Consider the following 25504-nt stretch of genomic DNA (forward strand, 5'->3'; position numbering starts at 1 on the left):
CGGTTCGAGGAGGCAGGACGATGACCGATCTCGGCGCGGCGAGGACCGACGGGCGGTACCCCGCACCGCCCCCGCCGCTTCCCCAAATCGCCCCGGCCGTACCGCGGGCCCAGGCCGTGGCCGATCCGCTCGCCTACGCCGCGCCCGCCGCGCGGGCATCCGCCCGTGAGGCCGCGCTGGCCGCGCTCACGGCGGCTCGCCAGGCGGAGCAGCGGCCGCGCTGGTCCGCGGCGGCGCCCGTCCCCGCCCCCGTGCCCGGTCCGCCGCGGCCGATTCCGCCGTCGCCCGGCCGAGGACGGCGGCCGGGGCGGCTGGGCGGGATCGGGGTGGCGCAGATCGTCTGCTGGCAGCTCGTCCTCGTCGCGCTCGTCCTGGTGGCGGGGCGGCCCTGGCCGCTCGCGGCCGCGGTGGTCACCGCCGCCGTGGTGGTCCTCGCGCTGACGGCCGTGCGGCTTCGCGGACGCTGGCTCTACGCCTGGCTCGGTTCGGCGTCGGGTTACCTGATCCGCGACCGCGAACGGGATCTCCGGCACGCGGGCGAGGCGGGCCGGGCGCTGCTGGGGCTGCTGTCGCCGGAAGCGACGGGGATCACCGGCGAGATCGGCGACGAGACGGTGTTCATGGTCAGCCGCGCCGACGGGATCACCGCTGTGCTGCAACCGAAATCCGCCGCCCGCGAGCAGCCGATGCCGTCGCCGACCGCCTTGCTCCCACCGTCGCGCGAGCAGGCGCTGGACGTCGCCGCGCAGGTCATCCACCACATCGGCGCGGACCGCTCCCGGCCGCCGCGGGGCTGGGTCGCGTTGCAAGCCCTGCGCACCGCCGACGTCCACCGCGACGCCGACGTGCGGCAGGCGCTCGGGAACACGGTCAGGCGCGTGCGGCGGCAGCTCCGCCGCGACGGCCTGCCGGTGCGCGCGCTCAGCGAAAACGAGGTCCTCGGCACGCTCGCGTCGCTGGCGCACGTCACGGCGGGCCGGGCTCGGATCCGCGAAGACTGGCGGTTCTGGCACAGCGGGCAGATCTGCCAGGCGACGTTCCGCCTGGACGGCTGGGACGCCCTTCCCCCGGTACTCGCGGCGGATCTGTCACGTCGTCTGCTCGCCGCGGCTCCCGGATCCGCGGTGACCCTGGCCGTGACCGCGCGCCGGAGCGCAGCCGAAACCGAACCCCGGGTCGGCGCCGCGATCCGGATCGCGGCAGTGGGCGCTCAAGCGGTGGATCACGCGGTGCGGGACCTGGAACTCGCCGCGCGGCGGGGCGGGATCACGCTGGACCGGCTCGACGGCAGGCACGCCAAAGGAGTGGCCGCCACCCTGCCGATCGGGGTCAGTTGAGCACGACGATCGCGGCGGTGAGCGCGGTCGCGTACAGCGTCCAGGCGAGGTATGGCACCAGTAATGCGGCCGAAACCCGGGAAGACCTGCGGAAGTACAGCGCGGTGACGATGATCGCGACGTCGAGCAGGACGATGTCCACCAGTGCCAGGCCGTACGCGCCCGCCGCGAAGAACAGCGGCGTCCAAGCGGCGTTCAGGACCAGTTGTCCCGCGTACCAGGCCAGGCCCCGGCGATCGCCGCCGGACTTCCAGTACAGCCAGCCCGACACCGCGATCGCGAGGTACAGGACCGTCCACACCGGACCGAACAGCCAGGCGGGCGGCGCGAACGACGGCAGCTCCAGTCCACTGTAGACAGAGCGGGCGCCGGCCGCGGCGAGCCCGCCGACGACCGCCACCACCGCGACCGCCACCAGGAACGGGAGGAACGCCAGCGGCGCGCGAAGTCTTCCTGGGATCGTGGTCATCCATCGAGCGTACGGGCGCGGAGGCGGGCTCGCGCGCTCAAAACCTGTCGTTTACGCACGGGATACGGCTTTACGATCTTCACGCGATGAACGACGACACTTTTCTCACCCACGTGGCGGACGACCTCGCGGCGCTGCCCGCCGTGCACGCTGTCACCCTCGGCGGATCGCGCGCCCAGGACACCCACGGCCCCGGCAGCGACTGGGATTTCGCCGTCTACTACCGCGGCGGCTTCGACCCGGCCGACCTGCGCGCCACCGGCTGGGACGGCGAAGTCTCCGAGATCGGCGCCTGGGGCGGTGGCGTGTTCAACGGCGGCGCCTGGCTCACGATCGACGGCAGGCAGGTCGACGTCCACTACCGCGATCTGGACGCCGTCGAACACCAGCTCGCCGAAGCACGGCAAGGCCGGTTCCACTGGGAGCCGCTGATGTTCCACCTCGCGGGCGTCCCGAGCTACCTGCCCGTCGCGGAACTCGCGGTCAACCGTGTGCTGCGCGGCGACCTGCCCCGGCCGGACTACCCGGAAGCGTTGCGGGAGACGGCTCCGGCGATGTGGCGGGGCCGCGCCGAACTGACGCTGCGGTACACCCGCGGCGCCTTCGTCCCGCGCGGGCAGGCCATCGAGGTCGCGGGTGCGCTGGCCACCGCCGCCATGGAGACGGCGCACGCGGTCCTCGCGGCCCGCGGCGAGTGGGTCACCAACGAGAAGCGGCTGCTGCGGCGCGCGGGCCTGCGCGAGATGGACACGATCCTCGCCGGATTGCGCGCGGATGCCCTCGCGAAGGCGGTGGACGAGGCGGAGGCACTGTTCCGGACGGTCTGAACGTTGTGGCGCGGGTCACGGAATGACCGGCGATCTTCAGCGCTACAGAGAGATGAGACCAGTTCCGTACCGAGGGAGAGACATGTCCGCCACCGCCACGCCGGAAGAGACCGCTCTGGCCGTTCCCGCGCTCGACGATTTCGACTTCCCGCTGACCGACGGCGCCGCGTGCCGCATCGACGACCCGGACTGCGAAGCCTGCCAGTAGCGCTGTGGCCGTGAAGGCCGAAACGCCACTCACGACCGCTGCCTTGGGTCCCTGAAGTACATGAAGGCCCCCTTCCTTGCGCCTGGCGCAAGGAAGGGGGCCTTCATGTACTCGGGGCAGGTGTGAAGGCCGAGTTTCCTCGGCTGAGCCGAGTTATGGGGGCCTTCACGCGCCGCCGCGGTGATTGCTGTGGTTGCTGATGCAGGTGAGCCGCAGGTGACGATCTCTGAAGGTAGTGAAGGCCTCCTTCACTACCTTCAGGGTAGGCAAGGAGGCCTTCACGGACCCGACCCGTGATCAGCCACAGCCACTCAAGGCACTCGCCCTAACCAGAAACACCACTCACGACCACATCCGGCGGAGGCGAAGGCTCCTTTCGTCGCATCACACGCGGCGAAGGGAGCCTTCGGCCCACGCACTTCGGACGCGTCGGCGGGCTACCCCGTCCGGCCGTCGACGGCCGCCACGATCAACGCGGCGCACCGCTTGACCGGCAGCCCCCGTTCCCGCGCCATCGCGTCGAGCGCCGCACGTGCGGCCTCCCCGCGCAGTCCTTGCGCGGCAAGCACTTGCAGCGCCAGCCCGATGACGTCGGTGGTCGGCGGGGAATCGGATCGGACCAGCATCGGAAGACCTCCGGCTCGCTCGATGGACAGGCGCGGATACCCGCTTCGCACCGGTTTCACACCCTGTTTCACCGGGAGGATTGGCGATCCCGCCGGTCGTCGACGGCGTCCCGCCGGACCTGCTCGGTGTGCATGCCGATCTCCCCGAGCCGTTCGGCGAATCCGGTGTGCTCGCGGGGCAGGCGGGCACGCAGGTCGGCCATCGGGGCGAGGAGACCGGTGACGTCGTCCTCGCCGAGCACGGCGCTCAGCCTGTCCGCGCTTTCCCTGGCCTCGGCGTCCAGCCCGGGCAGCGCGCCGGCCTGACCGGCGAGTTGCCGCAGGATCGCCGAGTTACGCCGGGCCCACTCGGCGACCGCGCGGTCGCCCGCCCGCCGGTCACGTTCCGCGTCGACTCGCGCCTCGCCCGTGCTCTCACCGCTGACGGACGGCCGCAACCGCAGGAACCGCCGCTCCGCCGCCTGACGGCTCGCCACCCCCAGCGCCGGGGCGAGCGCGGTCCAGCTGGTCCCGCCCGCGCGAGCCGCCGCGATCAGTTCGGGCTCCCACGCGGCCAGCTGTTCACGGACCTCCCGCAGCGCCGCCAAAGCCGCCAGCAGACGCTCCGAGTCCGCGACGCCGGAGCGGGCCTCTGCCAGGACTTCGCGCACCGCGCGCACGGTCCGAGCGGGGTCTTCGTCCATCTTGTCATCCCATCGACGACTTGGTGGTTGTCATCGTTTCGATGACATGTTAGAACAGTAGTGCGTGTTGACACCAGAGACAACGACTCCAGGAGGTGGAACCCGATGTTGATGCGCACCGACCCGTTCCGCGAGTTCGACCGGCTGACCCAGCAGATGTTCGGCGCCGCGACCCCGGGGACCTGGTCCAAGCCGGCCACCATGCCGATGGACGCCTACCGCGACGGCGACGAGTTCGTCGTCTGCTTCGACCTTCCCGGCGTGGCCGCGGACGCCATCGAGCTGGACGTCGAACGCAACGTCTTGACGGTCAAGGCGGAGCGGCGGCCCACCCCCGGCAAGGACGTCCAGATGCAGGTTTCCGAACGCCCGCTCGGCGTCTTCTCCCGGCAGCTGTTCCTCGGCGACGCCCTCGACACCGACCGCATCGCGGCCGGATACGAAGCCGGCGTGCTGACCCTGCGCATCCCCATCGCCGAGAAGGCCAAGCCGCGGCGCATCGAAATCTCCGGCGCCACGTCCGACCGCAAGGAGATCCAGGCCTGAGTGTCCTCCTCCGGTGCGGGGCCGCCGGGTCCCGCACCGGACGAGACAGGGGAAGGAAGGGAAATCCTCGTTGCTCACCATGCCTGTCCGCCACCCCCACACCCGGGACGCCGTGTGGGGCTATCTCTCCGAGATCACCGAGGCCCTCGGCGTCGGCCTCGAGTCCTGCACCGTCGACGTCGACAACCCGGTCTCGGCGTATGTCGCGCTCGACGAGCGGCTCGCCACCCATCCGGAGCGCGACGTCGCCCTGCTGTGGGACGAAGTCCGCGGCTGGGCCGTGGCGATCGAGACCCATTCCGGCGAGGACCTCATCGTCCTCCGCTACCTGGGCGGGAAGTCCGCCATGCCACGGCCCGCCGAGGTCGCGCGCTTCGTCAAGGCCGTCCGCGAGGACGACCATCGCGTCGGGCAGCTCACCCCGCCGGATTTCCGCGCCGCGTGAGGGCGGCTCGCGTCGGGTACCTCCGAAGGGCATCGACCCGGAAGGAGTGAGCCTTGATCGGCCTGCTGTACCCGACGCGGGACTGCGGCGAGGACGATTTCCTCGCCTGCGCGCGAAAACTGGATCCGGACCTCACCGTGGACTTCGCGTACGTCCCATGGGGCGAGAATATCGGCAGGGTCGAAGACCTCGATCCGGCCGGGAAGCACGAAGCCGTCCGCGAACTCGGGTCGCCGGAGAGGCTCTCGGCCGCCGCGCGATTCGACACGGCGCCGGACGTCGTCAGCTGGGCCTGCTCCAGCTGCAGTTTCACGCGCGGTCTCGCCGGCGCGCGTGAACAGGCGAGTGTGCTCGGCGAACGGCTCGGCGTTCCCGCGCGCAGCACTTCCTTGGCGTACCTGACCGCGCTGGCCCACCTACGGACCAAGCGCGTGGCGCTCGCGTCGGTCTATCACCGCGACACGACCGCGACTTTCGCCGATTTCCTCGCCGAGGCGGGAATCGACACCGTTCACTCGGTCTCCGCCGACGCGCCTTCGGACCGTGCTCTCGCCACCTGGGACCGCCGCCGGATCACCGACCTGGCGACCGCGGCCGACCACGAAGACGCCGAAGCCGTACTGATCCCCGAAACGGCCCTGCACACGACACCGCTGCTCGAAGACCTCGAAACCAGCCTCGGCAAACCCGTGCTGACGGCCACCGCGGTCACCCTTTGGGACGCCCTGCGCGCGCTGGGCACCCCGCCGGTCAGGCAAGGACTCGGGAGTCTGTTCAGGCGCTGAGACTGCCCCGCAGATCCTGCAGGATCTTCGCGAGCAGACGGGAAACGTGCATCTGTGAAATCCCGATGCGTTCGGCGATCTGGGATTGGGTCATCCCGTCGAAGAACCGCATCGTGACGATCGCCCGCTCCCGTTCCGGCAGCCGCCGGAGCAGCGGGACCACGGTGTGCCGGTCCTCGATGTGCTCGAACCGGGAATCCAGTTCCCCCATCACGTCCGACAGGGGAAGCGAGCTCTCACCGTCGTTCACCGGCCGGTCCAGCGACGAAGTCTGGTAGCTGTTCGCGGCGAGCAGGCCGTCACGGACGGTGTCGACGTCCACGTCGAGATGCGCGGCGAGTTCGGACGGGGTCGGTGCGCGGCCGATGGTCTGGGTCAGTTCCGTGGTCGCCCGCGAAAGCCGGGTGCGCAGTTCCTGCATCCCGCGCGGGACGTGCACCGCCCAGCCGGTGTCACGGAAGAACCGCCGCACCTCGCCCATCACCGTCGGCACCGCGTACGGCAGGAACTCCCCGCCCTGTGCGGGATCGAACCGGTCCACGGCCTTTATCAGGCCGATGCGCGCCACCTGGATCAGGTCTTCCCTCGGCTGGCCTCGTCCGCTGAACCGGACGGCGATGTGCTCGGCGATCGGCAGCAGTTCGAGGATCAGGCGTTCCCGCAGGCGCCGGCGGTCAGGGTGACCGTCGGGCAACGCCGCCAGCTCGTCGAACCAGGGGCGGCAATGCGAATAGTCGTCCTTCCGCCGGGTCCGGCGGTCCCGAGGGGCGGGCAGGTCGACGCCTTCCGTGAGGAACGGCGCGCTCATCGAAGTATCCTCCGTCCCTTGTGGACTGACTTGGGGCCGTCCGTGTGTTGCCGAGCTGATACCCGGCAAGCGGACTGGGCAAACATCGGCCTGTTCTGCCCTGGACGGGTGATCTTTCGGTTCACCGGCGACCGGAAGGGGTATCCGCAGGTCACGACGAAGGAGGAGCCGTGCCTGAACAGAGCTGGAGCGACAAACGCGAACGTCAGTACGAGCACATCAAGTCGTCGCAGAAGAAACGCGGCGCGAGCACCGGCCGCGCCGAAGAGATCGCGGCGCGCACGGTCAACAAGAACCGTGCGCAATCGGGTGAATCGAAGACGGCGAGCAAGAGTTCGACCAAGGACACCTCCCCGCAGAAGCGCGGCGGGCAGCGGTCCGGTAACCGGAAGGGCCCCGGCGGGCCGACCAAGGACCAGCTTTACAACGAGGCCAAGAAGCGCAACGTCAAAGGCCGGTCCAGCATGACCAAGAAGGAACTGCAGAACGCCCTCGGCCGCTGATCGGAGGCAGGATGGACCACTCGCGCGCACCGGTGCTGGAAGCCATCGAGGCCTACCGCCGCGCGGGCGGGCTGGCCTTCACCCCGCCCGGCCACAAACAGGGCCGAGGCGCGGACCCGCGCGTGCTGGACCTGCTCGGCCACGACGCGTTCGCGTCGGATCTGCTCACCCTCAACGGCCTGGACGACCGCCGGATGTCGCGCGGCGTCCTGAGCCGGGCGCAGGAGCTGATGGCCGACGCGGTGGACGCGGAGCACACGTTCTTCTCCACCTGCGGGAGTTCGCTCTCGGTCAAGAGCGCCATGCTCGCCGTCGCCGGCCCCGGCGAGCGGCTCCTGGTGTCCCGCAACGCCCACAAATCCGTCGTCGCCGGTCTGGTGATCAGCGGGGTGCACCCGGTCTGGGTGCGGCCTCGGTACGACGAGGAGCACCATCTGGCGCATCCTCCCGGCCCGGAGGAGACCAAGGCGGCGCTGGCGGAAGCGCCCGACGTCAAAGGCATGCTGCTGATCACGCCGACCGACTACGGCACCTGCGCCGACATCCGGGGCGTCGCCCGTACCCTCCACGACGCGGACAAGCCGCTGATCGTCGACGAGGCGTGGGGCGCGCACTACCCGTTCCACGACGACCTGCCGACCTGGGCGATGGACGGGGAAGCCGATCTGTGCGTCACGAGCACGCACAAGATGGGCGGCGGGTTGGAGCAGGCCTCGGTGTTCCACCTGAGGGGTGACCGGGTTTCCCCGGACCTGCTCAAAGCCAGGGAAGACCTGCTGGGCACCACGAGCACTTCCGCGCTGCTGTACGCCTCCCTCGACGGCTGGCGCAGGCAGATGGTCGAGCACGGCGGAGACCTGTTGGGCAAGGCACTGACACTGGCCGCCAGGGCACGGGAAGAGATCGAAGGCATCTCCGGTCTCCACGCGCTGGCCGAGGAGTTCCACCCGCTGGCCTTCGAACACGATCCGCTCAAGATCGTGATCGACGTCGCCGGGCTCGGCATCACCGGTTACCAGGCGGCCGACCATCTCGCCGAACGCCATCTGCACACGGGATTGTCCGATCACCGGCGGATCGCGGTGCAGATCACCCACGCCGACGACGAGGACACCGTTTCCGCGCTGCTGCACGGTTTGCGAGGGCTGACGGACCACGACTTCGAGCGGCGCCCGCCGGTCGACCTGCCGTCCGGAGCGGAGCTGGAGCTGGAAATGCGGATGCTGCCGCGCGACGCGTTCTTCGCCGAGGCGGAGCACGTGCCGCTGGACAAGGCGGGCGGACGGGTCAGCGCGGAGATGATCAGCCCTTATCCACCAGGCGTTCCGGCGATCGCTCCCGGTGAGGTGTTCACCGACGCGATCATCGATTATCTCCACTCCGGCGTCCGGACGGGCATGTTCATCTACGACGCCGCGGATCCGGAGCTCGGCACGGTCCGCGTCGTCGCTTAGGCGCCGGCCACCTTCAGCGTGGGCAACAGCCCGGTCAGCTCGATGGCCCGGTGCACGACCTTGGACGGCGCGAAGCTCAGATCGATCCCGGACTCCTGGCAGTGCCGATTCAGCTGCACCAGCACGGAAAGACCCGACGAATCGCAGAAACCGACACCGGTCATGTCGATCACCGCTACGCCGGGGCCGTCCGCCAGCAACTCGAACAGCTCGGACCGGAGTCGAGGACTGGTCGAAATGTCGATATCACCCGTCACCGCGACGGTGATCGCTTCTTCGGAGCGAGCCGCTTCGGCCACGACTAGAGGAGAGGCCTGCGCGGCTTCGGAGTCGATCGCCATTCATCGAAGGTAGAAGCGGGCGGCCCGGTCCGCAACCGTCGCGATCAGGAAGACTTGGCCACCTCGCGTGCGATCTCGTCCTTGTCCATCTTGGAGGCGCCCGTCACGCCCGCGTTGCGCGCCTGGGTCAGCAGCTCTCGTTTGGTGGCCTCGCCGGGACGATCGCCGAGATGCGAAGTCCGGCTGCTCACGAAGGCCTCGCCCAGCTCGCGCCGCCGCGCTTCGTTCAACTCGCGCCGCATCTTCGGCAGGACGGTGGATTCCTCCTCCTTCACGTGATGCGTGACGGCCTCGACGAGGTCGGAGAGCACCTTTTCGAACTGCTTCGACTCAGGCTCGGTTTCGTTCAGCTTCGCGAGCAGTTGCTCGGCTTCGGCGTGCTCCTTCTGGCCGTGCGCGACGTCTTCGGCCTCGTCCGCCTCGCCCTTGGCCGCCGGGTACACCTCGGCCTCCTCGGCGCGGCTGTGCGCGGTGAGCAGCGACGAGAGCACCGGGACGAGCAGCGGCCGTTTCTCGGGATGTTGCTCGAGTTCGCGGAAGAGCCGCTCCACCTCACGGTGGTCCTGCATGATCAAGTCCACGACATCGCCCGCCACGGCCGCCTCCTCGGGTCCGGGATCAACTCGACGACCCCGGATACCCGCTGCGCCCGGATTCAACCGGGCTATCCTCGCTTCATGGCCTGCCGTATCACCGAACTCATCCTCGACTGCGCCGATCCGGTCAGGATGGCGGCGTTCTGGTGCGAAGTACTCGGATACGTCGAGATCGGCAAAGACGGCGAAGACATCGAGATCGGCCCGCCCGGCGTCGGCTTCGGCGGCCCGCAGCCGACGTTGATCCTGAGCCGCAGCGACGATCCGAAACCGGGCAAACTCCCCCTGCACATCGACGTGAACCCCACCGACCGTGACCAGGACGCCGAGCTGGAGCGGTTGCTCGCCGCCGGGGCACGGCCGGCCGACGTCGGCCAGACGGGGGAAGAGTCGTGGCACGTGCTCGCCGACCCCGAAGGAAACGTGTTCTGCCTCCTCCGCAAGCGGGTGGACCCATAAGGACTGTCCACTTAGGACGGTCAACTGATTAGCCGTCGGCGCCGCCGGGTATCCGGCGAAGGACACCGAACCCGACTGGGATGGTCAGCTGATGGCGGACGAAGGACTGTGGCAACGCGACAAGGCCGAATTCGGCTCCGGCGAGTACACCTCGGCGGGTCCGCTGGCAGGCCAGTTCGTCGAACTCACGCGCCTGCTCCTGGCCGCTTCGACGCCGGCCCAGGTCCTCGAACAGGTCGTCGACGCCGCGTACCGGGTGGTGCCGGGCGCGGATCTGGTGTCGGTCACCCTCCGTGCCCCGGACGGGACCTTCCACACCCCGGTTTCGACCGGCGAGGTGGCGCTGGAGCTCGACCAGGTGCAGTATCGCGCCGGAACGGGGCCCTGCGTCGATGCGGCCGCCAGCGGAAGCCCCGGCTACATCCGCAGTGAGGATCTCACCGCCGAGAAGCGGTGGCCGGATTTCACCGCGGCGGCCGTGCGGCACGGGTACACCGCGATCCTGTCCACCGTGCTGATGCCCGACGCGAGCCCGCCCAGGGTGCCCGGCGCGCTGAACATCTACAGCCGCCGCCCCGGCGCCCTCGACTCGCAGGCTCAGGACATCGCACTCCTGCTGGCCACCCACGGCTCGCTCGCGCTGGCGGGCACCAGCGCCGTGAGCCGGGCCGAGCTGGAGGCGAACCATCTCCGGCGGGCCGTCGAGTCGCGCGACGTCATCGGGCAGGCGAAGGGGATCCTCATGCAACGCCGCGGCCTGACCGCCGACGAGGCCTTCGACCTGCTGCGCCGGACTTCTCAGGACCTCAACGTCAAACTCGCCGAAGTCGCGCGCACTTTGGCGACCCGGCATGGGGAGCTCGACACCCCTTGATGCGCGTGGGCTGAAGGCTCCCTTCGCCGCGTCTGATGCGGCGAAGGGAGCCTTCGCCCCAGATAACGGGGACCTGAGTGGGGATTCGGGTCAGCGCCAACCGTGGCCCTGTACCTCCTGGCCCGAAGTCCGTGAAGGCCTCCTTGAGGGACTCTGGGTCCCTCAAGGAGGCCTTCACGGACTGGGCACACAGGCGGCGGCGCGCGCAAAGGCGTCACTCACGTGATCGCCTTCGGTCACGTCAGTGCGGCGCCGTCAGTCGAGGTCGAACCGGTCCAGTTCCATGACCTTGGTCCACGCCCTGGCGAAGTCCGCGGCGAACCGCTCCCGCCCGGCCTGTCCCGCGTACACCTCGGTGAGCGCCCGCAGCTGCGAGTTGGAGCCGAACACGAGGTCGACCGGGGTCGCCGTCCACTTCACCGCGTCCGTGGCGGCGTCGCGGATCTCGTACACGTTCTCCTCCGACTCCGACACCTTCCACCGGGTACCCGGCGACAGGAGGTTGGTGAAGAAGTCGTTGGTCAGCACGCCCGGCCGGTCGGTGAGGACGCCGTGCCGGGTGCCGGGGGCGGTGATCCCGAGCGACCGCAGGCCGCCGACCAGGACGGTCATCTCCGGCGCGGTCAGGTCGAGCATGTAGGCGCGCTCGACGAGCAGGACCTCCGGCTGCAGTTTCTCCTCGGGACGCAGGTGGTTGCGGAACCCGTCGGCACGCGGTTCGAGCAGCGCGAACGACTCGACGTCGGTGTCCTCCTGGGTGGCGTCGGTGCGGCCGGGGTGGAACGCGACGGTCACCTCGGTGCCGGCGTCGCGCGCGGCCTTCTCGACGGCGGCCGTGCCCGCCAGCACGATCAGGTCGGCCAGCGAGATCTTGGCGCCACCGGCGTCGTTGAACTCGCGCTGGATGCCTTCCAGGGTCTCCAGCACGCTCGCGAGCTGCTCGGGCTGGTTGACCTCCCAGTCACGCTGGGGCGCCAGGCGGATCCGCGCACCGTTGGCGCCACCGCGCTTGTCGGTGGACCGGAAGCTCGCGGCGGACGCCCACGCCGTGCCGACCAGCTGCTCGACCGTGAGCCCGGATTCGAGCACCTTCGTCTTCAGCGCGGCGATGTCGGCGTCCCCGACGAGCTCGTGGTCGACGTCCGGCACCGGGTCCTGCCACAGCTGCGGTTCGGGCACCCACGGCCCCAGGAAGCGGCTGACCGGGCCCATGTCGCGGTGCAGCAGCTTGTACCAGGCCTTGGCGAACGCGAGCGCGAAGTCGTCCGGATTCTCCAGGAAGCGGCGCGAGATCTTCTCGTACTCCGGGTCGACGCGCAGCGCCAGGTCCGTGGTGAGCATGGTCGGCTTGTGCTTCTTGGCCGGGTCGTGGGCGTCCGGGATGATCGCCTCGGCGTCCTTGGCGACGTACTGCTTGGCGCCGCCGGGGCTCGTGGTGAGCTCCCATTCGTAGCCGAAGAGGATCTCGAAGAACCGGTTGCTCCACTGCGTCGGCTTGTCGGTCCACGTCACCTCGAGACCGCTGGTGATCGTGTCGGCGCCCTTACCGCTGCCGTGGGTGCTCAGCCAGCCGAGGCCCTGCGTCTCGAGCGGGGCGGCTTCGGGCTCCGGGCCGACGTGGTCGTCGGCGATACCGGCGCCGTGGGTCTTGCCGAAGGTGTGGCCGCCGGCGATGAGCGCGACGGTCTCCTCGTCGTTCATCGCCATCCGGGCGAACGTCTCCCGGATAAAGTGCGCCGCGGCGGCCGGGTCCGCGTTGCCGCGGGGTCCCTCGGGGTTGACGTAGATGAGGCCCATCTCGGTCGCGCCGACGTCGGGGACCATCTCGGTGTCGCTCGCGTAGCGCTCGTCACCCAGCCAGGTGTCTTCCGGACCCCAGAAGATCTCCTCGGGCTCCCAGGTGTCCACGCGGCCGAAACCGAAGCCGAACGTCTTGAACCCCATCGACTCCAGCGCGACGTTCCCGGCGAGCACCAGCAGGTCGGCCCACGAGATCCGCTGCCCGTACTTCTCCTTGACCGGCCACAGCAGCCGCCGCGCCTTGTCGAGGTTCGCGTTGTCGGGCCAGCTGTTGAGCGGGGCGAACCGCTGCGCGCCGTCACCGGCGCCGCCGCGGCCGTCGTGGATGCGGTAGGTGCCCGCGGCGTGCCAGCTCATCCGGATCATCAGGCCGCCGTAGTGGCCGAAGTCGGCGGGCCACCAGTCCTGCGAGGTGGTGAGCACCTCGACGATGTCCCGTTTGAGGGCCTCGACGTCGAGCTTCGCGAACTCCTCGGCGTAGCTGAAGTCCGCGCCGAGCGGGTTCGACTTCGACGAGTGGGCGTGCAGCACCGAGAGGTCGAGCTGGTTGGGCCACCAGTCCTTGTTGGTGCGCGGGCGGCCGCCCGACTTCGGCGTCGGCGAGTCGATCGCCGGGTTCTCGCTCTCGCTTCCGTGCGCGGTCACGGAGTCGTGGGCCACCGGGCAGCCCTTCTCCGGGTTGTCAGTCATTTCTTTCCTTCCGAGCAGGCGAATTCATCACTGGACAGGTTCGGCCGCGCAGCCGGGGCACAGGCCCCAGTAGACGACCTCCGCCTCGTCGATCACGAACCCGTGATCGCCCGAAGCGGTGAGACAGGGGGCATGGCCGACAGCGCAGTCGACGTCCGCGATCGCACCGCAGGAACGGCACACGACATGGTGATGGTTGTCCCCCACCCGGGTCTCGTAACGGGCGAGCGCGCCGGCGGGCTGGATACGCCGGATCAGACCGGTTTCGGTGAGCGCTCGCAGCACGTCGTACACCGCCTGGTGGGAGACCGTGGGAAGGTCGGCCCGCACCAGGTTCAGCACCGTTTCGGTGTCGACGTGCGGATGATCGCGCAGCGCCGCGAGCACGGCCAGCCGGGGCCGAGTCACGCGCAGCGAAACCGCTCGCAGCTGTGCCTCGAAGTCGGACATCACCAAGGACCATAAGAGCGTCTTTGGAACGGGTCAAATCAAGAACCCCGGGGAGTGACGGCCGGTTTCGAACGCGTTGACACCGGGTAGCCGTGGACCGAGCCATGACTTGCGTGAGGTGAGTTCATGACAACGACAGGCCGGATGGGTATCGCCGAAGTCGAGTGCCTCGAAAACGCCGTCGACGGCCTGCGTGCCCTGGATTACCGCCAGGGCGGCGCCTTTTCCCGCGACGCGGTGCACGTCGTGAAGTCGGTCAGCCTGTTGCTCAATTGGGGCGCGGTCCCCGGTGGGCTCCGCGCACGGCTGCTGACCGTGCTCGCGGATCTGCACAACCTGCTCGGCTGGACCGAATTCGACATCGGCCGCCCGGTTCCGGCGCGGCTCCGGTTCGATCGCGCGCTCGGTCTCGCCGCCGCGGCCGGGAACGACAGTCTCATGGCCAACATCTGTTATCGCCTCGGCAGGCTGGCGCTGCACCACGACGACATCGAGGGCGGGTTGGACCATCTCCGCCAGGGCCAGGCCGCCGCCCACCGCTCCGATTCCCCTCGAGCACAGGCGATCCTGACGGTCAATGAGGCGTGGGCACTGGCCAAGACCGGCGACGAGCGCGCCGCTCTCACGAGCCTGGCCCAGGCGGAGTGTCAGTTCGAGCGCGCGGACACCTGGCCGTCGCCGCGCCCCTGGGAAGCCTTCTTCGGCACCACGGACATGGCCGCGATGCGCGGGACCGTCCTGACCGAATTGGCCAGGACGGCCACCTCCCGCCACTGCGAAGAGGCGATCGCGCGGCTGCACGACGCCGTCGGCGGCTACGGCGCCGAAATGTCCCGCAGCCTCGCGCTCACCCTGATCATGCTCGCGCAGAACCACGCGCTCCAGGGTGATTTCGACGAAGCCGTTCGCACCGGCACCGAAGCGCTGGACCTCGCACGCGGCCTCGGTTCCACCCGCACCAAGGACCGGCTCGCACCACTGGCGGCGCTCCTGCGCGGACACACCGATCCCGCCTCGCGCGACCTGCTCGCCCGGATCGACGGCTATCGCGCCGAACCGAGCCCTTGACCGGCGAAACGCCGTCCGAGCAGGACCGCGGTCGCCGCGAATCCGAGACACAGACCGGCCCAGACCCCCCAACCGCCCCAGGCGAACACGTAGGCGCACAAGAACATCGCCGGCACACCCACCGCCCAGTAGCCCACGAGCGTGCAGCGGAGGCCGGAAACGGTGTCGCCGAGCCCGCGCAGCAAGCCGACGAGGATGTTCTGCGTTCCCTTGCTGTACTGCTGCGCGATGGCGAACACCAGCAGGGTCGACGCCGTGCCGAGCACCACCGCGTCGGCCTCGTCGTGCAGGAACGGCCACAGCAGCACCTGCGGCACCAGCAGATACGCCAGGCTCACCACCGCCATCAGGGACCAGGAGAGGGTGAACGCCTGGCGGGCGATCACCGGCGCCCGCCATCGTTCGTCCCGGGCGACCGCGCGGCTGACCAAAATGGACGATCCTTGTGACAGCCCGATGTTGGCCTGGTAGACGATGTAGGCGAGCTGGTTCGCGACGTTCGACGCGGCGAGCATCGCCGGGCCGAACGCACCCATCAGCATCGTCGCGATCGAGGTGATCGCCGCTTCCGAGCCGTAGGTGAAGCAGATCGGCGTCCCGTGCCGGACGATGCGCCGGACCACCGCCGGATCCGCGCGCCACAGCGCGAGCGACACCATGGGGCGTAACAGCGGATCCCGCCGGAGCGCCGAGGCGAACACGGCGAGCGTGAAGAACTGGACCAGGGTCGTCGCCAGGCCGATACCGGCGACACCCAGCTCGGGCAGGCCCGCCCAGCCGTAGATGAAGGCGGCGTTGAGGGCGGCGTTGACCGCGATCGACACCAGCGTCACGGCGAGGAGCGAACCCGGACGCCGCAGCCCGACGGCGAACTGGCGCACCACGTTGAGCCACACCATCGGGAAGAGCCCGCCCGCCAGCGCGAACATCATCGGACAGGCGAGCGACACGATCTCCGGTTTCTGGCCGAGCAAGGGCAACGCGCCCGCCAGTCCGCAAAGGACGACCGCGCCGATCGCCGCGGTCAGGGTCGCGACGAGCAGCGCCGACCGCAGGAGCGACCGGATCTCGTCCCGCGCGCGCTCGTCGAGTTCGCCGGTGCCGGTGCGGAGTTCCCCGGCCCCGGCCGCCGTCGCCACGAGGTTCCCGACGCCGGTGACCATGCCGACGCACATGGTGCGGATCTGGTTGTAGAGCAGGATCGCCAGCCCGCCCGCCGCCACCGCGGTCACTCCGAGCAGCCCGAGCATGGCCAGGTCGACGCTGGTGAGCGCGACCTGCGCCAGCTGGATTCCCGCGATCGGCGCGGCCAGCCCGGCGAGCGCCCGGTAGCCGCGGGTCGTCACCGCCGTGCTCATCCGCCCACCGCCACCGGCGTCCGGCGCACCGCCCGGTCGCGCGTGGCCACCCGCACGGACTCGGCGTAGGTGGCGAACCAGCCGTCCATCCGGCGGTGGGCCAGTTCGTCGAGCACTCCCCTGGCGCGCAGCCATTCGTCGTCGTACACCGAATCGAGGTACTTCTCCCCCGCGTCGTTGCACAGCACCACGACGACGCTTCCGGCCGGATACGCGTAAAGCCGCCGGAGCGCGACGTGGATCGCGCCGCCGGTGGTCCCGCCGACCAGCACCCCGGTGCGCCGGGCGACGACGCGCGCCCCGGCGAACGCGTCGCTGTCGGACACGCGATGGGCTTCGCCGATCACCGACCGGTCGACGTTGTCCCCGATCGGGAAACCGGCCGGGCTGCCCGCCCCGGTCTGGTGGTAGATCCCCGGCGCGCCGCCGAAGATGATCGAGCCGACGGGTTCGACCGCCACCGCGTGGGTGGCCGCTCCCGCCGCGCGCAGGGCGCGGGCCGTGCCGCACAGGGAGCCGCCGGTGCCGATCGCCGCGACGAGCACGTCGACGTCGCCGAGCTGCCCGAGGAGTTCTCGCGCCAGCCCGGTGTACCCGTTGCCGTTGCCGGGATGGTTGTGCTGATCGGGGTGGTAGGCCCCGGTTTCGGCGGCGATCCGGGCCGCGACCCGCCGCCGCTGGACCGAACTGACCCCGCCGTCCGGCGGGCAGTCGACGAACACCAGTTCCGCGCCGAGCGCGCGCAGCATCCGGAGCTTCTCGCGGGCGGCGTGGTGATCGACCACGGCGGTGAACCGGTAGCCGCGTTCCAGCGCGACCAGCGCGAGCCCGTTCCCGGTGTTGCCGGAGGTGGGTTCGACGATGTGCCCGCCCGGCCGCAGCCGTCCGTCGAGCTCCGCCTCGTCGATCATCTGCCTGGCCATGCGTACCTTGCACGAGCCGGTGGGGTTGAGGTGGTCGAGTTTGAGCAGCAGGCGCGTCCCGGTGCCGGTGCGCGCGAGCTCCAGCAGCGGCGTGTTCCCGATCAGGTCGGACGCGCGCCGGACGATCGTCATCGGATCTCCTGGATCGGGTGGTCGGTGTCGAGGTGCCAGTGGTCACCGTCGACCACCACTTTCGGCGGCAACGGAAGCTGGTGGAAACCGCTCTCGTTCTTGTCCATCTGGTAGCCGGCCGTGTTGGGGTACACGAGCAGGTCGCCGGTCCTCGGCCGCGCGGGCAGCTCCACCGCGCGCCACGTCAGCACGTCGTACTCCATGCAGCTCGACCCGGCGACGATGGTCCGCACCGGCGTGCCGCCCGGCCCGTCCCGGCGCACGAGCAGCGGGTCGGGCAGGAACTCGCTGCCCTTCCACTGTTCGGACAGACTCATGGACAGGCCCGCGACCGTGGTGATCAGGTGGTCTTCGGCCGGTTTGCAGCCCAGCACCGGGAACACCGAGAACCCGGCGCCGTCGACGAGGGCCCGGCCCGGTTCGAGCAGCAGCTCGATCCCGGCCGCGCGCAGCCGTTCCGCCAGCGTCTTCCCGGCGATCTCGTGCCGGAGGATCGCGGTCACCATCGCGGCCCCGGTCGGCGCTTGGTGGTACGGGTACGTCCTGGCCGGATTGCGGCCGGCGTGGAACCAGCCGTCGTGCCTGCCGGACTCGAACCGCACCCAGTCAGCAGCGTCCACATAGGACACCGCGATCCCGCCGCCCACACTGATCTTCGACGCCGGATGCCCGAGCGCGCGGGCGTCGTGGCACAGGTCGATGAGATACGCGGCGAGTTCCGCCCTCGGCACGGGGTCGTAGCCGTCGAGGTGGAACGAGAAACCCCGCAGGACGACCGGGCCGCCGCACTGCCGGACGGCCGCATTCAAAGCGTCGGGCGCGAAACCGAACCGGCTCTCCGGCGCGGACGGCGGCCGCACCCGCAGCAGCACTTCGGCCGTCTCCCCGAGCTCGGTGGCGAGCCGGGCAACGCGCTCCAGTTCGTCGGCCGCGTCCACCGCGATGAGACAGCGATGCCGCAGGGCGAGCCAAAGGAGGCCGTCGGGTTTGGCGGCGCCGGTGACCCCGATCGACTCGCCGCGCAGACCGTTTCCGAGGGCGTGCACCAGTTCGGGCACGCTCGCGACGTCGACCCCCGTGCCGGGACGCGTGCACTCCCGCAGCCAGGCCGCCGCCTTGTTCGCCTTCTTCCCGTAGTAGACGGTGCCTTCGACACGTTCGGCGGCGAGCGCGTCGACCATTCCCCCGAGATTCTCGGAAAAAGTGGCCGGATGGACCACATGGAACGGGCCGCCGCCGACACCGCGGGCGATGTCCCACAACGTCTCCGAGTCACGCAGCCGGTGCGCCCAGGGACGTTCGAGCGCGGGCAGGGGCGGGGACAGGGTGTCGATCAGGTCCACAGGGCCACCTCGCGGCCGCGGCCCGCGGCGATGGCGCGGGCGGCCAGCGCGTGCGCGACCGGGATGTCGGTGATGATCATGCCGCTGCTGAAGGCGAACACCCGGTCTTCGTCGCCGCGACGGCCGGGAGCCTTGCCCGCGAGGATCTCCGGGAGTTCGGCGTCGATGCGGAAGACACCGTCCGGCCCCGCCATCCGCTGTCCGGTCACCTCGACCTGCGCGCCGCTGGTGGCCACGGTGTAGTCGGCTTCGGCGAGCGTGCCCTCCTGGACTCCCTTGCTGGCGACCGAGATCAGCAGCCCGCCCGGCGGCAGCCAGCCGAGGCGGATCTTCGGGTGGGCCGCCCGGCCGGACGCGGCGACCACGATGTCGGACTCGCGTGCCGCGGCCTCCACGTCGTCGACGAGTTCGACCTCGCGGTCCGGGAACCGCTCCTTCACCGCGGCGACGCTGTCGCGAAGACCGTCGGGATGCGTGCCGAACAACCGCAGCCGCTCCAGCTCCGGCAGCGCGGTGAGCAGGTACGGCAGCGTCCGGATCCCCTGCGCGCCGGTGCCGACCATGAGCGCGGATCGCGCTCCCGGCCGGGCACACGACCGCGCGATCAACGCGGTGCTCGCCGGTGTACGGGTGGCGCCGACGCGGTGGCAGTCCATGAGCGCGAACGGCAGGCCCGTGGTGTCGTCGTACAGGGTGATGGTCGTGTAGTACTTCTCGGCCGACGTGCTGCCCTGGCGGTAGCTCGTCTTGAACGCGGCTTGTTCGAGGGAACCGTCGTAGCCGAGCATCGAGTACGCGACGGCGTCCCGCGCGGGATCCGGCATCGGCACCATCAGCTTCGCCGGGTTCCGCGAGGCTCCGGCAGCGTAGGCCAGGTAGCCGTCTTCGACCATCGTGATCGCCTCGCCGGGAGTGAGTTCGAGGCTGTGCAGATCCGAGCGCGTGAGTATGTGCAGCGAGGGACCGGAGCTCATGAACGATCGACCTTTCTCGTGGGAAGGTGGCGCGCCGCAGCTTAATGAAAATGATTGTCTTTATCGATGAGTGTGGCACTTGTCACGCTAAGCTGGCGGCCGTGAGCAGACCCTGGGGCGCCGCGGAAAGCCGCGCGCGAGCGGAAGAAGTGCGGCATCTCAACGCGATCGCCCGGCTGGCGCCGCACGATCACGCGGTCGCACCGGCGGGCCCGCTCAGCGGGATCCCGTTGGTGGTCAAGGACAACATCCACGTCGCGGGGATGCCGAACACCGCGGGGACCCCGGCGCTGTCGGATCACGTTCCGCACGAGCACGCGACCGTGGTCCGGCGGCTGACCGACGCGGGCGCCGTCGTCGTCGGCAAGGCGACCATGCACGAACTCGCCCTCGGCATCACCTGCGACACGACCCCGCTCGGCCCGGTGCGCAACGCCCGCGACCCGTCCCGGTTCGCCGGGGGCAGCAGCGGCGGGACCGCGGTCGCCGTCGCGGCGGGCATCGTGCCGGCCGGTCTGGGCACCGACACCGGTGGTTCGGCTCGTGTTCCCGCCGCGCTCAACGGGGTTTGCGGTTTCCGGCCCACCACCGGCCGCTACCCGTCCGACGGTATGACGCCGCTGAGCAGCACACGGGACACGGCAGGCCCGATCGCCCGCACCGTCGCCGATCTCGCGCTCCTCGACGCCGTTCTCGCGGCGGAAGAGCCGGCGCCCCTGACCGAGAGCACGTCGATCAGGCTGGGCGTGCCGCACGGTTTCCTGACCGGCGACCTATCCGAAGACGTCGAAGAACTCTGGGAGGCCGCACTCGCCCGGCTGGGCGCGGCGGGCGTCACCCTGGTGCCGCTCGATGACGCGCCCCTCGCGGAACTCGTCGTCGATCAGGGAATGCCGCTGGTGATCCACGAAGCAGGCGTCGGGCTCCGGTCCTACCTCGCCGAGCACGTACCCGAGGTCTCGTTCGAGCGGCTCGTTCGTGAGATCGCCGCGCCCGACGTCCGGGCGATCTTCACCGAGGCCGTCGTGCCGGGCGTCGAGCCCGTCGTGTACGAGGCGGCCCTCGCCACCCGCTCCGCTTTGCGCCGCGCCTACGCGAAGATCTTCGACGAAAGCGGCATCGACGCACTGGCCTTCCCCACCACCCCGGCGACGGCGCGGGACTTCTCGGCCGTCGGGAGTTTCGCGCTCCGCGGGCGCGAGGTGCCGACCTTCGCCACCTTCATCCGCAACTGCCAGCCCGGCAGCATCGCGGGCTTCCCGGGCATGACCGTCCCGATGGGGCACGCACGCGACGGGCTTCCCGCCGGGCTGGCGCTCGACGGGCTGGTCGGCGAGGACCGGAAACTGCTGGCTGTGGGGGCTTTCGTCGAACGGGTTCTGTAGAGGTCCGTGAAGGCCTCCTTGCCCACCCTGAAGGTCAGGGCCCCGGCAAAGTCACATAAGCGCAGGTAAAGCGCTTGATTGCCCTGTCGACGGGAGTCGAACGGGCTCCAACCGTCCACTGTGGCCACTTCTCGGCGACCGCGTGTCCCATTCATGGCGAAATGGGTGATTATGCCGAGGGGTCGTGAGTGGTAAAGGTCGTTCTAACCCTTTTTACCACTCACGACCCCTTCAGGATCGCCACCTGCGGCTCTTCAACACCGCCGGCCCCAGCAGTCACAGCGGCCGCGCGTGAAGGCCCCCTTCCCTCGGCTCGACCGAGGAAACTCACCCTTCCCAAGCCCCGCCCTAAGCCCGGATGCTGGCCTGAAGCGCGTCGATGAGCGCGGCCGCCGCCGGCGGGTCGGGCGGGTCTCCGTAGGTGACGGCGTAGATCTGGCGAGGGTCTTCGGCCAGTTCGGTGGCGTGGACACCGGGCATCCGGTGCGCGCGCAGCGCCAGCCGCGGCAGCGTGGTGACGCCCATCCGGGCCGCGACCAACGCCTGCATGACCACGATGTCGTCGCTGACCAGCGAGATCCGCGGGGCGAACCCGGCCCGCCCGCAGATCGTGACGAGTTCGTCCTGGCAGCGGGTGCAACCGCCGATCCAGGTCGAGTCACGATGGTCGGCGATGGTCTGCCCCGGTTCGCTGCTGAGCAGATAGATCGGGTCCTCCAGAAGATGCACCAGCCGGAGCCCCCGCTCCTCACGGGGCGTGTCCGCGTACCGGAAGATCAGGGCGACGTCGATCCGTCCCTCCCGCAGCATGCGCAGCGCCTCGCCCGGATGTTCGTCCACCAGCCCCAATTCGAGTCCGGGATGCGCGCGGGCCAGCGCGGCCGCCGCGTCGGGGACGATGGTGCTCAGGATCGACTGGAACCCCGCCATCCGGACCCGCCCGGCGCGCAAGCCCACCTGCGCCGCCAGCTCGGCCTCGGCGCCTTCGACCCGGCCGACGATCTCGGCCGCGCGGGCGGCGAGCAGTTCCCCTTCCGGCGTGAGCCGGATGCCGCGGCCGATCCGCTGGACCAGCTTCGCGCCCGTGGCCGCCTCCAACCTCGCGAGATGGTGGCTCACCGCCGGCTGCGTGTAGTGCAGTTCCTTCGCCGCCGCGGTCATCGAACCGTGCCGGGCGACAGCCGCCAGCACGGTGAGCTGCACCAGATTCAGCATGGATAAAGAATACCTATGAAAAAGAAAGAACGTCGTCATTGGACGACGGCCGGGCAGCGGGCCACGATGAAAAGTGACGAGAAGGAGGAACGAAAATGACCGTGACCACCCTCAGACCCGGCCTCCCGGAGCTGATAAAACGTCTGAGCCAATGCACCGAAAGGCCATCCGAACCCCTGGTCACCGCACAAGCCGTGGCGACCGTTCTCACCGAACTCCGGCCGACTCCGCGGCTGCTCACCACGGCGGAACGCGCCGGTTCCCCCGAGGGGTACACCCGCACCACACTGCACGCCGAGTCCGCCTTTTCGATCGTCGCGCTGGTCTGGCGGCCCGGCCAGCTCACCGAGATCCACGATCACCTGGTGTGGTGTACATTCCTTGTCCTGCAAGGAACCGAGACCGAGAACATCTTCGACATCGACGGCGACAGGCTGGTCCGGACGGCCCAGCGGCGCCGCCCGGCGGGCTCGGTGAGCGGCGTCGCCCCGCCCGACGACATCCACCAGGTGCACAACGCGGGCGACACCGTCGCCATCACCTTGCACGTATACGGTGCCGACCTCAGCAAGGGAACGAGCGTACGCCGCAATTACCGAATGCGCGCCACCGCTCGGTGAAAGGCGCAATCGATGGGCCCATTTCGCCTATCGGCATACCCATCGACGGCCGGTCAGGTGTTTTGCCGCCGCATACCGATGGTCCCGGGAGCGGTCTCGACGAAGCCGTGCCGTTTGTAGAGCCGCCATCCGGGTGGATCGCCGAGCAAATTGACGTACGCGCCGGGAGCCTCGGCGTCGATCGCGGCGAGAAGGGCTTCGAGGACGGCGTCCCCGATGCCGCGACGCTGATGGGCGGGCAGGACGGCCATGTCGACGATGTGGAAGTACCACCCGCCGTCGCTGATCACCCGGCCCATCCCGACGATCTCGCCGGTGGCCCGGTGGACGACCCGGACCGACGCCCAGGCGCCACCGACCCCGCGCTCCGCCTGCTCCCTGGGCGGTTCGCTGAGCCCGGCCTCGCGACGCAGCCGTAGGTAGTCGTCGACCGACGGGGAGCCTGCCTCCAGGAGGTAGGAGTCGTCCATGACGGGCTTGCCCTTTCTCTCACACCAACGGCCTACAGCGTCCCACCCGGTGCGCGCGTCCGGAGGCCGGGCCCCGGCGGAGCCCGGCCTCCACAATGGACCCCGCCGAATACCGGACCCGGGAAATCGACTTCACGAAGGCGATATCGGTCCGTATGTCACACGATCGGACAACTTGGCCCGGCTTTCCACGTCCGGAGTGCGGCGCGTTCGGAATCTGTGTCCCCGTTCCGCCGTCCGGCCCAAATCCGGCGCCCCGCGTGGCCGCTTTTCGCCGTTGTCACCCGATTGCTGGTCCTCACTCGCGCGGATAAGCGGGAAGATCACTGCCGGACCGCGACGAAAGAGGATTCGGCCAGAAATGAGTACCGACGTCGCCGCGACGGTCGGTTCGACGGATCGCCCGAGCGAGCGAACCTGTTCTCGGCGAATGCGAGCGCCGCCCGGCCCGGGGCCGACCGCACGGCCCGGGCCATACCGGGCGCCCGTCGATACCCCAAGGGGAACCATGAACCGCGTCACCACGCTCGTAGTAGACGATCAACCCCTCATCAGATACGCGCTCAGCAGGCTGTTGCGGGATTCGGCGGGGGTGGGGGCGGTGGCCGAAGCCGCGAGCGAGCCGGAAGCGTTGTGGCAGTGCGAAAAACGCCATCCCGACATGGTCATCACCGAGCTGTCGATCTGGGGTGAGCCCGCCGGGACCGCGATCTGCCGGTTCGTGAAGGAACAGTTCGAACGTGCGACCGTCCTGGTCTTCGCCGGTGATTCGTCGCCATCGGCCATCGCCATGGCGCTGAACGCGGGCGCGGACAGCTTCGTGCACAAGTCGGCCAGCGGCGGCCAGGTGATGTCGGCGGTGCGCTCGACGCTCGCCGGCCAGCGGGTGTGCGTGCAGGCGGGCGGAACGCCGCCGCCGGTCACCGAAGCCGTGCACTACGCGAGCGCGATGACCAGGCGGGAGGAGGAGATCCTCGCGCTGATCCTCTACCGGTGGTCGAACGACGAGATCGCCGAAGAACTGCACCTCGCGACGCAGACCGTGAAGAACTACGTCAGCCGGATCCTGCAGAAGCTGGGCTTCGGCAGCAGGCGGGACCTGTTCCGCGCCCTGCGGTTCCGGCCGGGCGGCAACCCGTTGCCACGGCTGGAGACGACTTCGTGCGAAGGCGAGTTGCACACCGCGGCTGGCCCGCCCGGGTGAGGGATGTACCGGAAGTACCGAGACCGGATGAGGTTCGGTACCCGCCGTATCCTGTGGCACCGAGATCGTTTTCCTAGCGTTGCCTGCATGACGAAGCCAGGTTCCCTGTTCCTGCTCCTCGCGCTCGCCGGAACCCCCGCCCCGGACACCGTGCGGGCTTCGTCGGTCAAGATCCACGAGGTGCTCGGCGGCCCGGCAGGGTACATCGACCTGCACAACACCGGCGCCGCCACCCTCGACATCGGTGGCTGGTCCGTTCAGGCGTGCACGGGCGGAGCCGCGCCTGTCGAGCTGGCCACCATGCCCGCCGGAAGCGAGATCCCCGCCGGTGAACACTTCCTCATCACCGCGCAGGGTTTCGGCGGGCCGGTCCAGCAGCTGGTCGTCGAGACGATCGCCGGGGACGGCGAGATGCTGCTGGACCGGCGCGGGGCCAAGGTCGACAGTGTCGGATGGGCGCCGTCGTCGCCCTGCCGCGAGAACCAGGCCGCCGTCTCCTGTCCCGGGCTCGCCCAGGCGAGGGACGCCGCCAGCCGCGACACCGACAACAACAAGGCCGACTTCGGCTGCGTGCGACCACCCCACTGAGAGCGCTCCGCCAGTACGAGAAAGGTGCGGTCGTGACCGCGTACAGCGAACGCGGGGACGGGACCCCGCTGGGCGAACTGCTCACCGAACAGCGAATCGCGAAAGGATGGTCGCAAGGTGACCTGGTCGTGAGGTTGCACACCCTCTCCGGCAACGACAGCGTGACCAGGGAGGAGATTTCCCGCTGGGAGCGGGGAAAACGCATTCCCGGTCCCTATTGGCGGCAATGGCTCGGCGATGTGCTGGACACGTCCAGCCATGAACTCGAGCTCGCCGCCGCGGTCGCGAGAAGGCGCCGCCGGACATTTATCGCGTGACGCGAA

General features: G+C 69.8%; 30 protein-coding genes. 16 read left to right on the top strand and 14 right to left on the bottom strand.

From position 1 onward, the window contains the following. Nucleotides 1–20 precede the first annotated feature (20 nt). The gene (locus tag AORI_RS71905; protein WP_016336478.1) at nucleotides 21–1337 is read left to right on the top strand and encodes a type VII secretion protein EccE; all 1317 of its coding nucleotides are present in this window, start codon (nucleotides 21–23) and stop codon (nucleotides 1335–1337) included. Here AORI_RS71905 and AORI_RS71910 read toward each other — a convergent pair. Further along, nucleotides 1330–1806: a TspO/MBR family protein gene (locus AORI_RS71910; RefSeq protein WP_016336479.1), complete on the bottom strand. Its 477-nt coding sequence runs from the start codon at nucleotides 1804–1806 to the stop codon at nucleotides 1330–1332. The two genes, AORI_RS71905 and AORI_RS71910, sit on opposite strands and share 8 nt — an antisense overlap. A gap of 86 nt (nucleotides 1807–1892) precedes the next feature. Here AORI_RS71910 and AORI_RS71915 point away from each other — a divergent pair, with 86 nt between their 5' ends. Further along, the gene (locus AORI_RS71915) at nucleotides 1893–2633 is read left to right on the top strand and encodes a nucleotidyltransferase domain-containing protein (RefSeq protein WP_016336480.1); all 741 of its coding nucleotides are present in this window, start codon (nucleotides 1893–1895) and stop codon (nucleotides 2631–2633) included. An 82-nt stretch (nucleotides 2634–2715) separates the two neighbouring features. Next, nucleotides 2716–2841, top strand: a complete 126-nt coding sequence (locus AORI_RS84625; protein WP_007031507.1) for a hypothetical protein — start codon at nucleotides 2716–2718, stop codon at nucleotides 2839–2841. Between the two features lie 437 nt (nucleotides 2842–3278). Here AORI_RS84625 and AORI_RS71920 read toward each other — a convergent pair whose 3' ends face one another. Together AORI_RS71920 and AORI_RS71925 are read right to left on the bottom strand one after the other, a co-directional pair. Continuing rightward, nucleotides 3279–3467: a hypothetical protein gene (locus AORI_RS71920; protein WP_016336481.1), complete on the bottom strand. Its 189-nt coding sequence runs from the start codon at nucleotides 3465–3467 to the stop codon at nucleotides 3279–3281. 68 nt (nucleotides 3468–3535) lie between these two features. Next, complete coding sequence (locus AORI_RS71925; RefSeq protein WP_016336482.1) at nucleotides 3536–4150, bottom strand: hypothetical protein; 615 nt, start codon at nucleotides 4148–4150, stop codon at nucleotides 3536–3538. A 105-nt stretch (nucleotides 4151–4255) separates the two neighbouring features. Between AORI_RS71925 and AORI_RS71930 the strand changes: the two genes are divergently transcribed. The 3 genes from AORI_RS71930 (at nucleotide 4256) to AORI_RS71940 (ending at nucleotide 5926) form a co-directional block, all read left to right on the top strand. After that, complete coding sequence (locus AORI_RS71930; protein ID WP_016336483.1) at nucleotides 4256–4696, top strand: Hsp20/alpha crystallin family protein; 441 nt, start codon at nucleotides 4256–4258, stop codon at nucleotides 4694–4696. Nucleotides 4697–4775: 79 nt separating this feature from the next. Continuing rightward, nucleotides 4776–5141, top strand: coding sequence for a DUF6292 family protein (locus tag AORI_RS71935; protein ID WP_043848317.1), 366 nt, complete (start codon nucleotides 4776–4778; stop codon nucleotides 5139–5141). A 53-nt stretch (nucleotides 5142–5194) separates the two neighbouring features. Continuing rightward, nucleotides 5195–5926 carry a maleate cis-trans isomerase family protein gene (locus AORI_RS71940; RefSeq protein WP_016336485.1) on the top strand — a complete coding sequence of 244 codons (732 nt, stop codon included), beginning with the start codon at nucleotides 5195–5197 and terminating at the stop codon, nucleotides 5924–5926. On the opposite strand, the gene AORI_RS71945 is transcribed toward AORI_RS71940, so the two are convergent. Beyond that, on the bottom strand, nucleotides 5916–6734 hold the full coding sequence (locus AORI_RS71945) for a SigB/SigF/SigG family RNA polymerase sigma factor (RefSeq protein ID WP_016336486.1): 819 nt from the start codon (nucleotides 6732–6734) through the stop codon (nucleotides 5916–5918). The two genes, AORI_RS71940 and AORI_RS71945, sit on opposite strands and share 11 nt — an antisense overlap. Nucleotides 6735–6904: 170 nt before the next feature. Between AORI_RS71945 and AORI_RS71950 the strand changes: the two genes are divergently transcribed. Together AORI_RS71950 and AORI_RS71955 are read left to right on the top strand one after the other, a co-directional pair. After that, nucleotides 6905–7237 (top strand): hypothetical protein, encoded by a 333-nt coding sequence (locus AORI_RS71950; RefSeq protein WP_016336487.1) that lies wholly within the window; start codon nucleotides 6905–6907, stop codon nucleotides 7235–7237. Between the two features lie 11 nt (nucleotides 7238–7248). After that, nucleotides 7249–8691, top strand: coding sequence for an aminotransferase class I/II-fold pyridoxal phosphate-dependent enzyme (locus tag AORI_RS71955; RefSeq protein ID WP_016336488.1), 1443 nt, complete (start codon nucleotides 7249–7251; stop codon nucleotides 8689–8691). Here the strand turns inward: AORI_RS71955 and AORI_RS71960 are convergent. Both AORI_RS71960 and AORI_RS71965 read right to left on the bottom strand, forming a co-directional pair. Next, nucleotides 8688–9032, bottom strand: coding sequence for an STAS domain-containing protein (locus AORI_RS71960; RefSeq protein WP_051552920.1), 345 nt, complete (start codon nucleotides 9030–9032; stop codon nucleotides 8688–8690). The genes AORI_RS71955 and AORI_RS71960 overlap by 4 nt on opposite strands. A 44-nt stretch (nucleotides 9033–9076) precedes the next feature. Beyond that, the gene (locus AORI_RS71965) at nucleotides 9077–9628 is read right to left on the bottom strand and encodes a hemerythrin domain-containing protein (protein ID WP_016336490.1); all 552 of its coding nucleotides are present in this window, start codon (nucleotides 9626–9628) and stop codon (nucleotides 9077–9079) included. 81 nt (nucleotides 9629–9709) lie between these two features. Here AORI_RS71965 and AORI_RS71970 point away from each other — a divergent pair, with 81 nt between their 5' ends. Together AORI_RS71970 and AORI_RS71975 are read left to right on the top strand one after the other, a co-directional pair. Further along, nucleotides 9710–10087, top strand: coding sequence for a VOC family protein (locus AORI_RS71970; RefSeq protein WP_043849108.1), 378 nt, complete (start codon nucleotides 9710–9712; stop codon nucleotides 10085–10087). A gap of 91 nt (nucleotides 10088–10178) precedes the next feature. Beyond that, nucleotides 10179–10961 (top strand): GAF and ANTAR domain-containing protein, encoded by a 783-nt coding sequence (locus tag AORI_RS71975; RefSeq protein ID WP_016336492.1) that lies wholly within the window; start codon nucleotides 10179–10181, stop codon nucleotides 10959–10961. A gap of 255 nt (nucleotides 10962–11216) precedes the next feature. Here the strand turns inward: AORI_RS71975 and katG are convergent, their stop codons facing one another. After that, on the bottom strand, nucleotides 11217–13451 hold the full coding sequence (gene katG / locus AORI_RS71980; RefSeq protein ID WP_016336493.1) for a catalase/peroxidase HPI: 2235 nt from the start codon (nucleotides 13449–13451) through the stop codon (nucleotides 11217–11219). A 27-nt stretch (nucleotides 13452–13478) separates the two neighbouring features. Beyond that, nucleotides 13479–13901 (bottom strand): Fur family transcriptional regulator, encoded by a 423-nt coding sequence (locus AORI_RS71985; RefSeq protein WP_043848318.1) that lies wholly within the window; start codon nucleotides 13899–13901, stop codon nucleotides 13479–13481. Nucleotides 13902–14027: 126 nt separating this feature from the next. Here AORI_RS71985 and AORI_RS71990 point away from each other — a divergent pair, with 126 nt between their 5' ends. Further along, entirely contained in the window at nucleotides 14028–14969 is a 942-nt protein-coding gene (locus AORI_RS71990) for a tetratricopeptide repeat protein (RefSeq protein WP_043848319.1), read from the top strand. Here the strand turns inward: AORI_RS71990 and AORI_RS71995 are convergent. Genes AORI_RS71995 through AORI_RS72010 form a run of 4 tightly spaced genes read right to left on the bottom strand, consistent with a single transcriptional unit; the run spans nucleotide 14945 to nucleotide 19699 of the window. After that, a complete protein-coding gene (locus tag AORI_RS71995) occupies nucleotides 14945–16327 on the bottom strand; it encodes an MATE family efflux transporter (protein WP_016336496.1) in 1383 nt (460 codons plus the stop codon). The two genes, AORI_RS71990 and AORI_RS71995, sit on opposite strands and share 25 nt — an antisense overlap. After that, nucleotides 16324–17382, bottom strand: a complete 1059-nt coding sequence (locus AORI_RS72000) for a cysteine synthase family protein (protein ID WP_016336497.1) — start codon at nucleotides 17380–17382, stop codon at nucleotides 16324–16326. Before AORI_RS72000 ends, AORI_RS71995 begins: the two co-directional genes overlap by 4 nt. Further along, nucleotides 17379–18725, bottom strand: coding sequence for a type III PLP-dependent enzyme domain-containing protein (locus tag AORI_RS72005; RefSeq protein ID WP_016336498.1), 1347 nt, complete (start codon nucleotides 18723–18725; stop codon nucleotides 17379–17381). Before AORI_RS72005 ends, AORI_RS72000 begins: the two co-directional genes overlap by 4 nt. Beyond that, the gene (locus AORI_RS72010) at nucleotides 18716–19699 is read right to left on the bottom strand and encodes an ornithine cyclodeaminase (RefSeq protein WP_016336499.1); all 984 of its coding nucleotides are present in this window, start codon (nucleotides 19697–19699) and stop codon (nucleotides 18716–18718) included. The genes AORI_RS72005 and AORI_RS72010 overlap by 10 nt, the downstream gene beginning before the upstream one ends. A 101-nt stretch (nucleotides 19700–19800) precedes the next feature. On the opposite strand from AORI_RS72010, the gene AORI_RS72015 reads away from it, so the two are divergent. Continuing rightward, nucleotides 19801–21084 carry an amidase gene (locus AORI_RS72015; protein WP_043848320.1) on the top strand — a complete coding sequence of 428 codons (1284 nt, stop codon included), beginning with the start codon at nucleotides 19801–19803 and terminating at the stop codon, nucleotides 21082–21084. A gap of 348 nt (nucleotides 21085–21432) precedes the next feature. On the opposite strand, the gene AORI_RS72020 is transcribed toward AORI_RS72015, so the two are convergent. Further along, nucleotides 21433–22299 carry a LysR family transcriptional regulator gene (locus tag AORI_RS72020; RefSeq protein ID WP_016336501.1) on the bottom strand — a complete coding sequence of 289 codons (867 nt, stop codon included), beginning with the start codon at nucleotides 22297–22299 and terminating at the stop codon, nucleotides 21433–21435. 194 nt (nucleotides 22300–22493) lie between these two features. Here AORI_RS72020 and AORI_RS72025 point away from each other — a divergent pair, with 194 nt between their 5' ends. Then, a complete protein-coding gene (locus AORI_RS72025) occupies nucleotides 22494–22919 on the top strand; it encodes a cysteine dioxygenase family protein (protein WP_228688222.1) in 426 nt (141 codons plus the stop codon). Nucleotides 22920–22972: 53 nt separating this feature from the next. Here AORI_RS72025 and AORI_RS72030 read toward each other — a convergent pair whose 3' ends face one another. After that, on the bottom strand, nucleotides 22973–23389 hold the full coding sequence (locus AORI_RS72030; protein ID WP_016336503.1) for a GNAT family N-acetyltransferase: 417 nt from the start codon (nucleotides 23387–23389) through the stop codon (nucleotides 22973–22975). Between the two features lie 508 nt (nucleotides 23390–23897). On the opposite strand from AORI_RS72030, the gene AORI_RS72035 reads away from it, so the two are divergent. The 3 genes from AORI_RS72035 (at nucleotide 23898) to AORI_RS72045 (ending at nucleotide 25498) form a co-directional block, all read left to right on the top strand. After that, entirely contained in the window at nucleotides 23898–24593 is a 696-nt protein-coding gene (locus AORI_RS72035) for a response regulator transcription factor (protein ID WP_081809730.1), read from the top strand. An 87-nt stretch (nucleotides 24594–24680) separates the two neighbouring features. After that, nucleotides 24681–25181: a lamin tail domain-containing protein gene (locus tag AORI_RS72040; protein ID WP_016336506.1), complete on the top strand. Its 501-nt coding sequence runs from the start codon at nucleotides 24681–24683 to the stop codon at nucleotides 25179–25181. 32 nt (nucleotides 25182–25213) lie between these two features. Next, a complete protein-coding gene (locus tag AORI_RS72045) occupies nucleotides 25214–25498 on the top strand; it encodes a helix-turn-helix domain-containing protein (protein WP_016336507.1) in 285 nt (94 codons plus the stop codon). Nucleotides 25499–25504 lie beyond the last annotated feature (6 nt).

This window comes from Amycolatopsis keratiniphila (assembly GCF_000400635.2).
In the GTDB taxonomy this organism is placed as follows: domain Bacteria; phylum Actinomycetota; class Actinomycetes; order Mycobacteriales; family Pseudonocardiaceae; genus Amycolatopsis; species Amycolatopsis keratiniphila.

Excerpts from the sequence above, each read along its gene's own strand:
- AORI_RS71905 (WP_016336478.1), top strand. The coding sequence starts at position 21 with ATGACCGATCTCGGCGCGGCGAGGACCGACGGGCGGTACCCCGCACCG.
- AORI_RS71910 (WP_016336479.1), bottom strand. The coding sequence starts at position 1,806 with ATGACCACGATCCCAGGAAGACTTCGCGCGCCGCTGGCGTTCCTCCCG.
- AORI_RS71915 (WP_016336480.1), top strand. The coding sequence starts at position 1,893 with ATGAACGACGACACTTTTCTCACCCACGTGGCGGACGACCTCGCGGCG.
- AORI_RS84625 (WP_007031507.1), top strand. The coding sequence starts at position 2,716 with ATGTCCGCCACCGCCACGCCGGAAGAGACCGCTCTGGCCGTTCCCGCG.
- AORI_RS71920 (WP_016336481.1), bottom strand. The coding sequence starts at position 3,467 with ATGCTGGTCCGATCCGATTCCCCGCCGACCACCGACGTCATCGGGCTG.
- AORI_RS71925 (WP_016336482.1), bottom strand. The coding sequence starts at position 4,150 with ATGGACGAAGACCCCGCTCGGACCGTGCGCGCGGTGCGCGAAGTCCTG.
- AORI_RS71930 (WP_016336483.1), top strand. The coding sequence starts at position 4,256 with ATGTTGATGCGCACCGACCCGTTCCGCGAGTTCGACCGGCTGACCCAG.
- AORI_RS71935 (WP_043848317.1), top strand. The coding sequence starts at position 4,776 with ATGCCTGTCCGCCACCCCCACACCCGGGACGCCGTGTGGGGCTATCTC.
- AORI_RS71945 (WP_016336486.1), bottom strand. The coding sequence starts at position 6,734 with ATGAGCGCGCCGTTCCTCACGGAAGGCGTCGACCTGCCCGCCCCTCGG.
- AORI_RS71955 (WP_016336488.1), top strand. The coding sequence starts at position 7,249 with ATGGACCACTCGCGCGCACCGGTGCTGGAAGCCATCGAGGCCTACCGC.
- AORI_RS71960 (WP_051552920.1), bottom strand. The coding sequence starts at position 9,032 with ATGGCGATCGACTCCGAAGCCGCGCAGGCCTCTCCTCTAGTCGTGGCC.
- AORI_RS71970 (WP_043849108.1), top strand. The coding sequence starts at position 9,710 with ATGGCCTGCCGTATCACCGAACTCATCCTCGACTGCGCCGATCCGGTC.
- AORI_RS71975 (WP_016336492.1), top strand. The coding sequence starts at position 10,179 with ATGGCGGACGAAGGACTGTGGCAACGCGACAAGGCCGAATTCGGCTCC.
- katG (WP_016336493.1), bottom strand. The coding sequence starts at position 13,451 with ATGACTGACAACCCGGAGAAGGGCTGCCCGGTGGCCCACGACTCCGTG.
- AORI_RS71985 (WP_043848318.1), bottom strand. The coding sequence starts at position 13,901 with ATGTCCGACTTCGAGGCACAGCTGCGAGCGGTTTCGCTGCGCGTGACT.
- AORI_RS71990 (WP_043848319.1), top strand. The coding sequence starts at position 14,028 with ATGACAACGACAGGCCGGATGGGTATCGCCGAAGTCGAGTGCCTCGAA.
- AORI_RS71995 (WP_016336496.1), bottom strand. The coding sequence starts at position 16,327 with ATGAGCACGGCGGTGACGACCCGCGGCTACCGGGCGCTCGCCGGGCTG.
- AORI_RS72000 (WP_016336497.1), bottom strand. The coding sequence starts at position 17,382 with ATGACGATCGTCCGGCGCGCGTCCGACCTGATCGGGAACACGCCGCTG.
- AORI_RS72010 (WP_016336499.1), bottom strand. The coding sequence starts at position 19,699 with ATGAGCTCCGGTCCCTCGCTGCACATACTCACGCGCTCGGATCTGCAC.
- AORI_RS72020 (WP_016336501.1), bottom strand. The coding sequence starts at position 22,299 with ATGCTGAATCTGGTGCAGCTCACCGTGCTGGCGGCTGTCGCCCGGCAC.
- AORI_RS72030 (WP_016336503.1), bottom strand. The coding sequence starts at position 23,389 with ATGGACGACTCCTACCTCCTGGAGGCAGGCTCCCCGTCGGTCGACGAC.
- AORI_RS72035 (WP_081809730.1), top strand. The coding sequence starts at position 23,898 with ATGAACCGCGTCACCACGCTCGTAGTAGACGATCAACCCCTCATCAGA.
- AORI_RS72040 (WP_016336506.1), top strand. The coding sequence starts at position 24,681 with ATGACGAAGCCAGGTTCCCTGTTCCTGCTCCTCGCGCTCGCCGGAACC.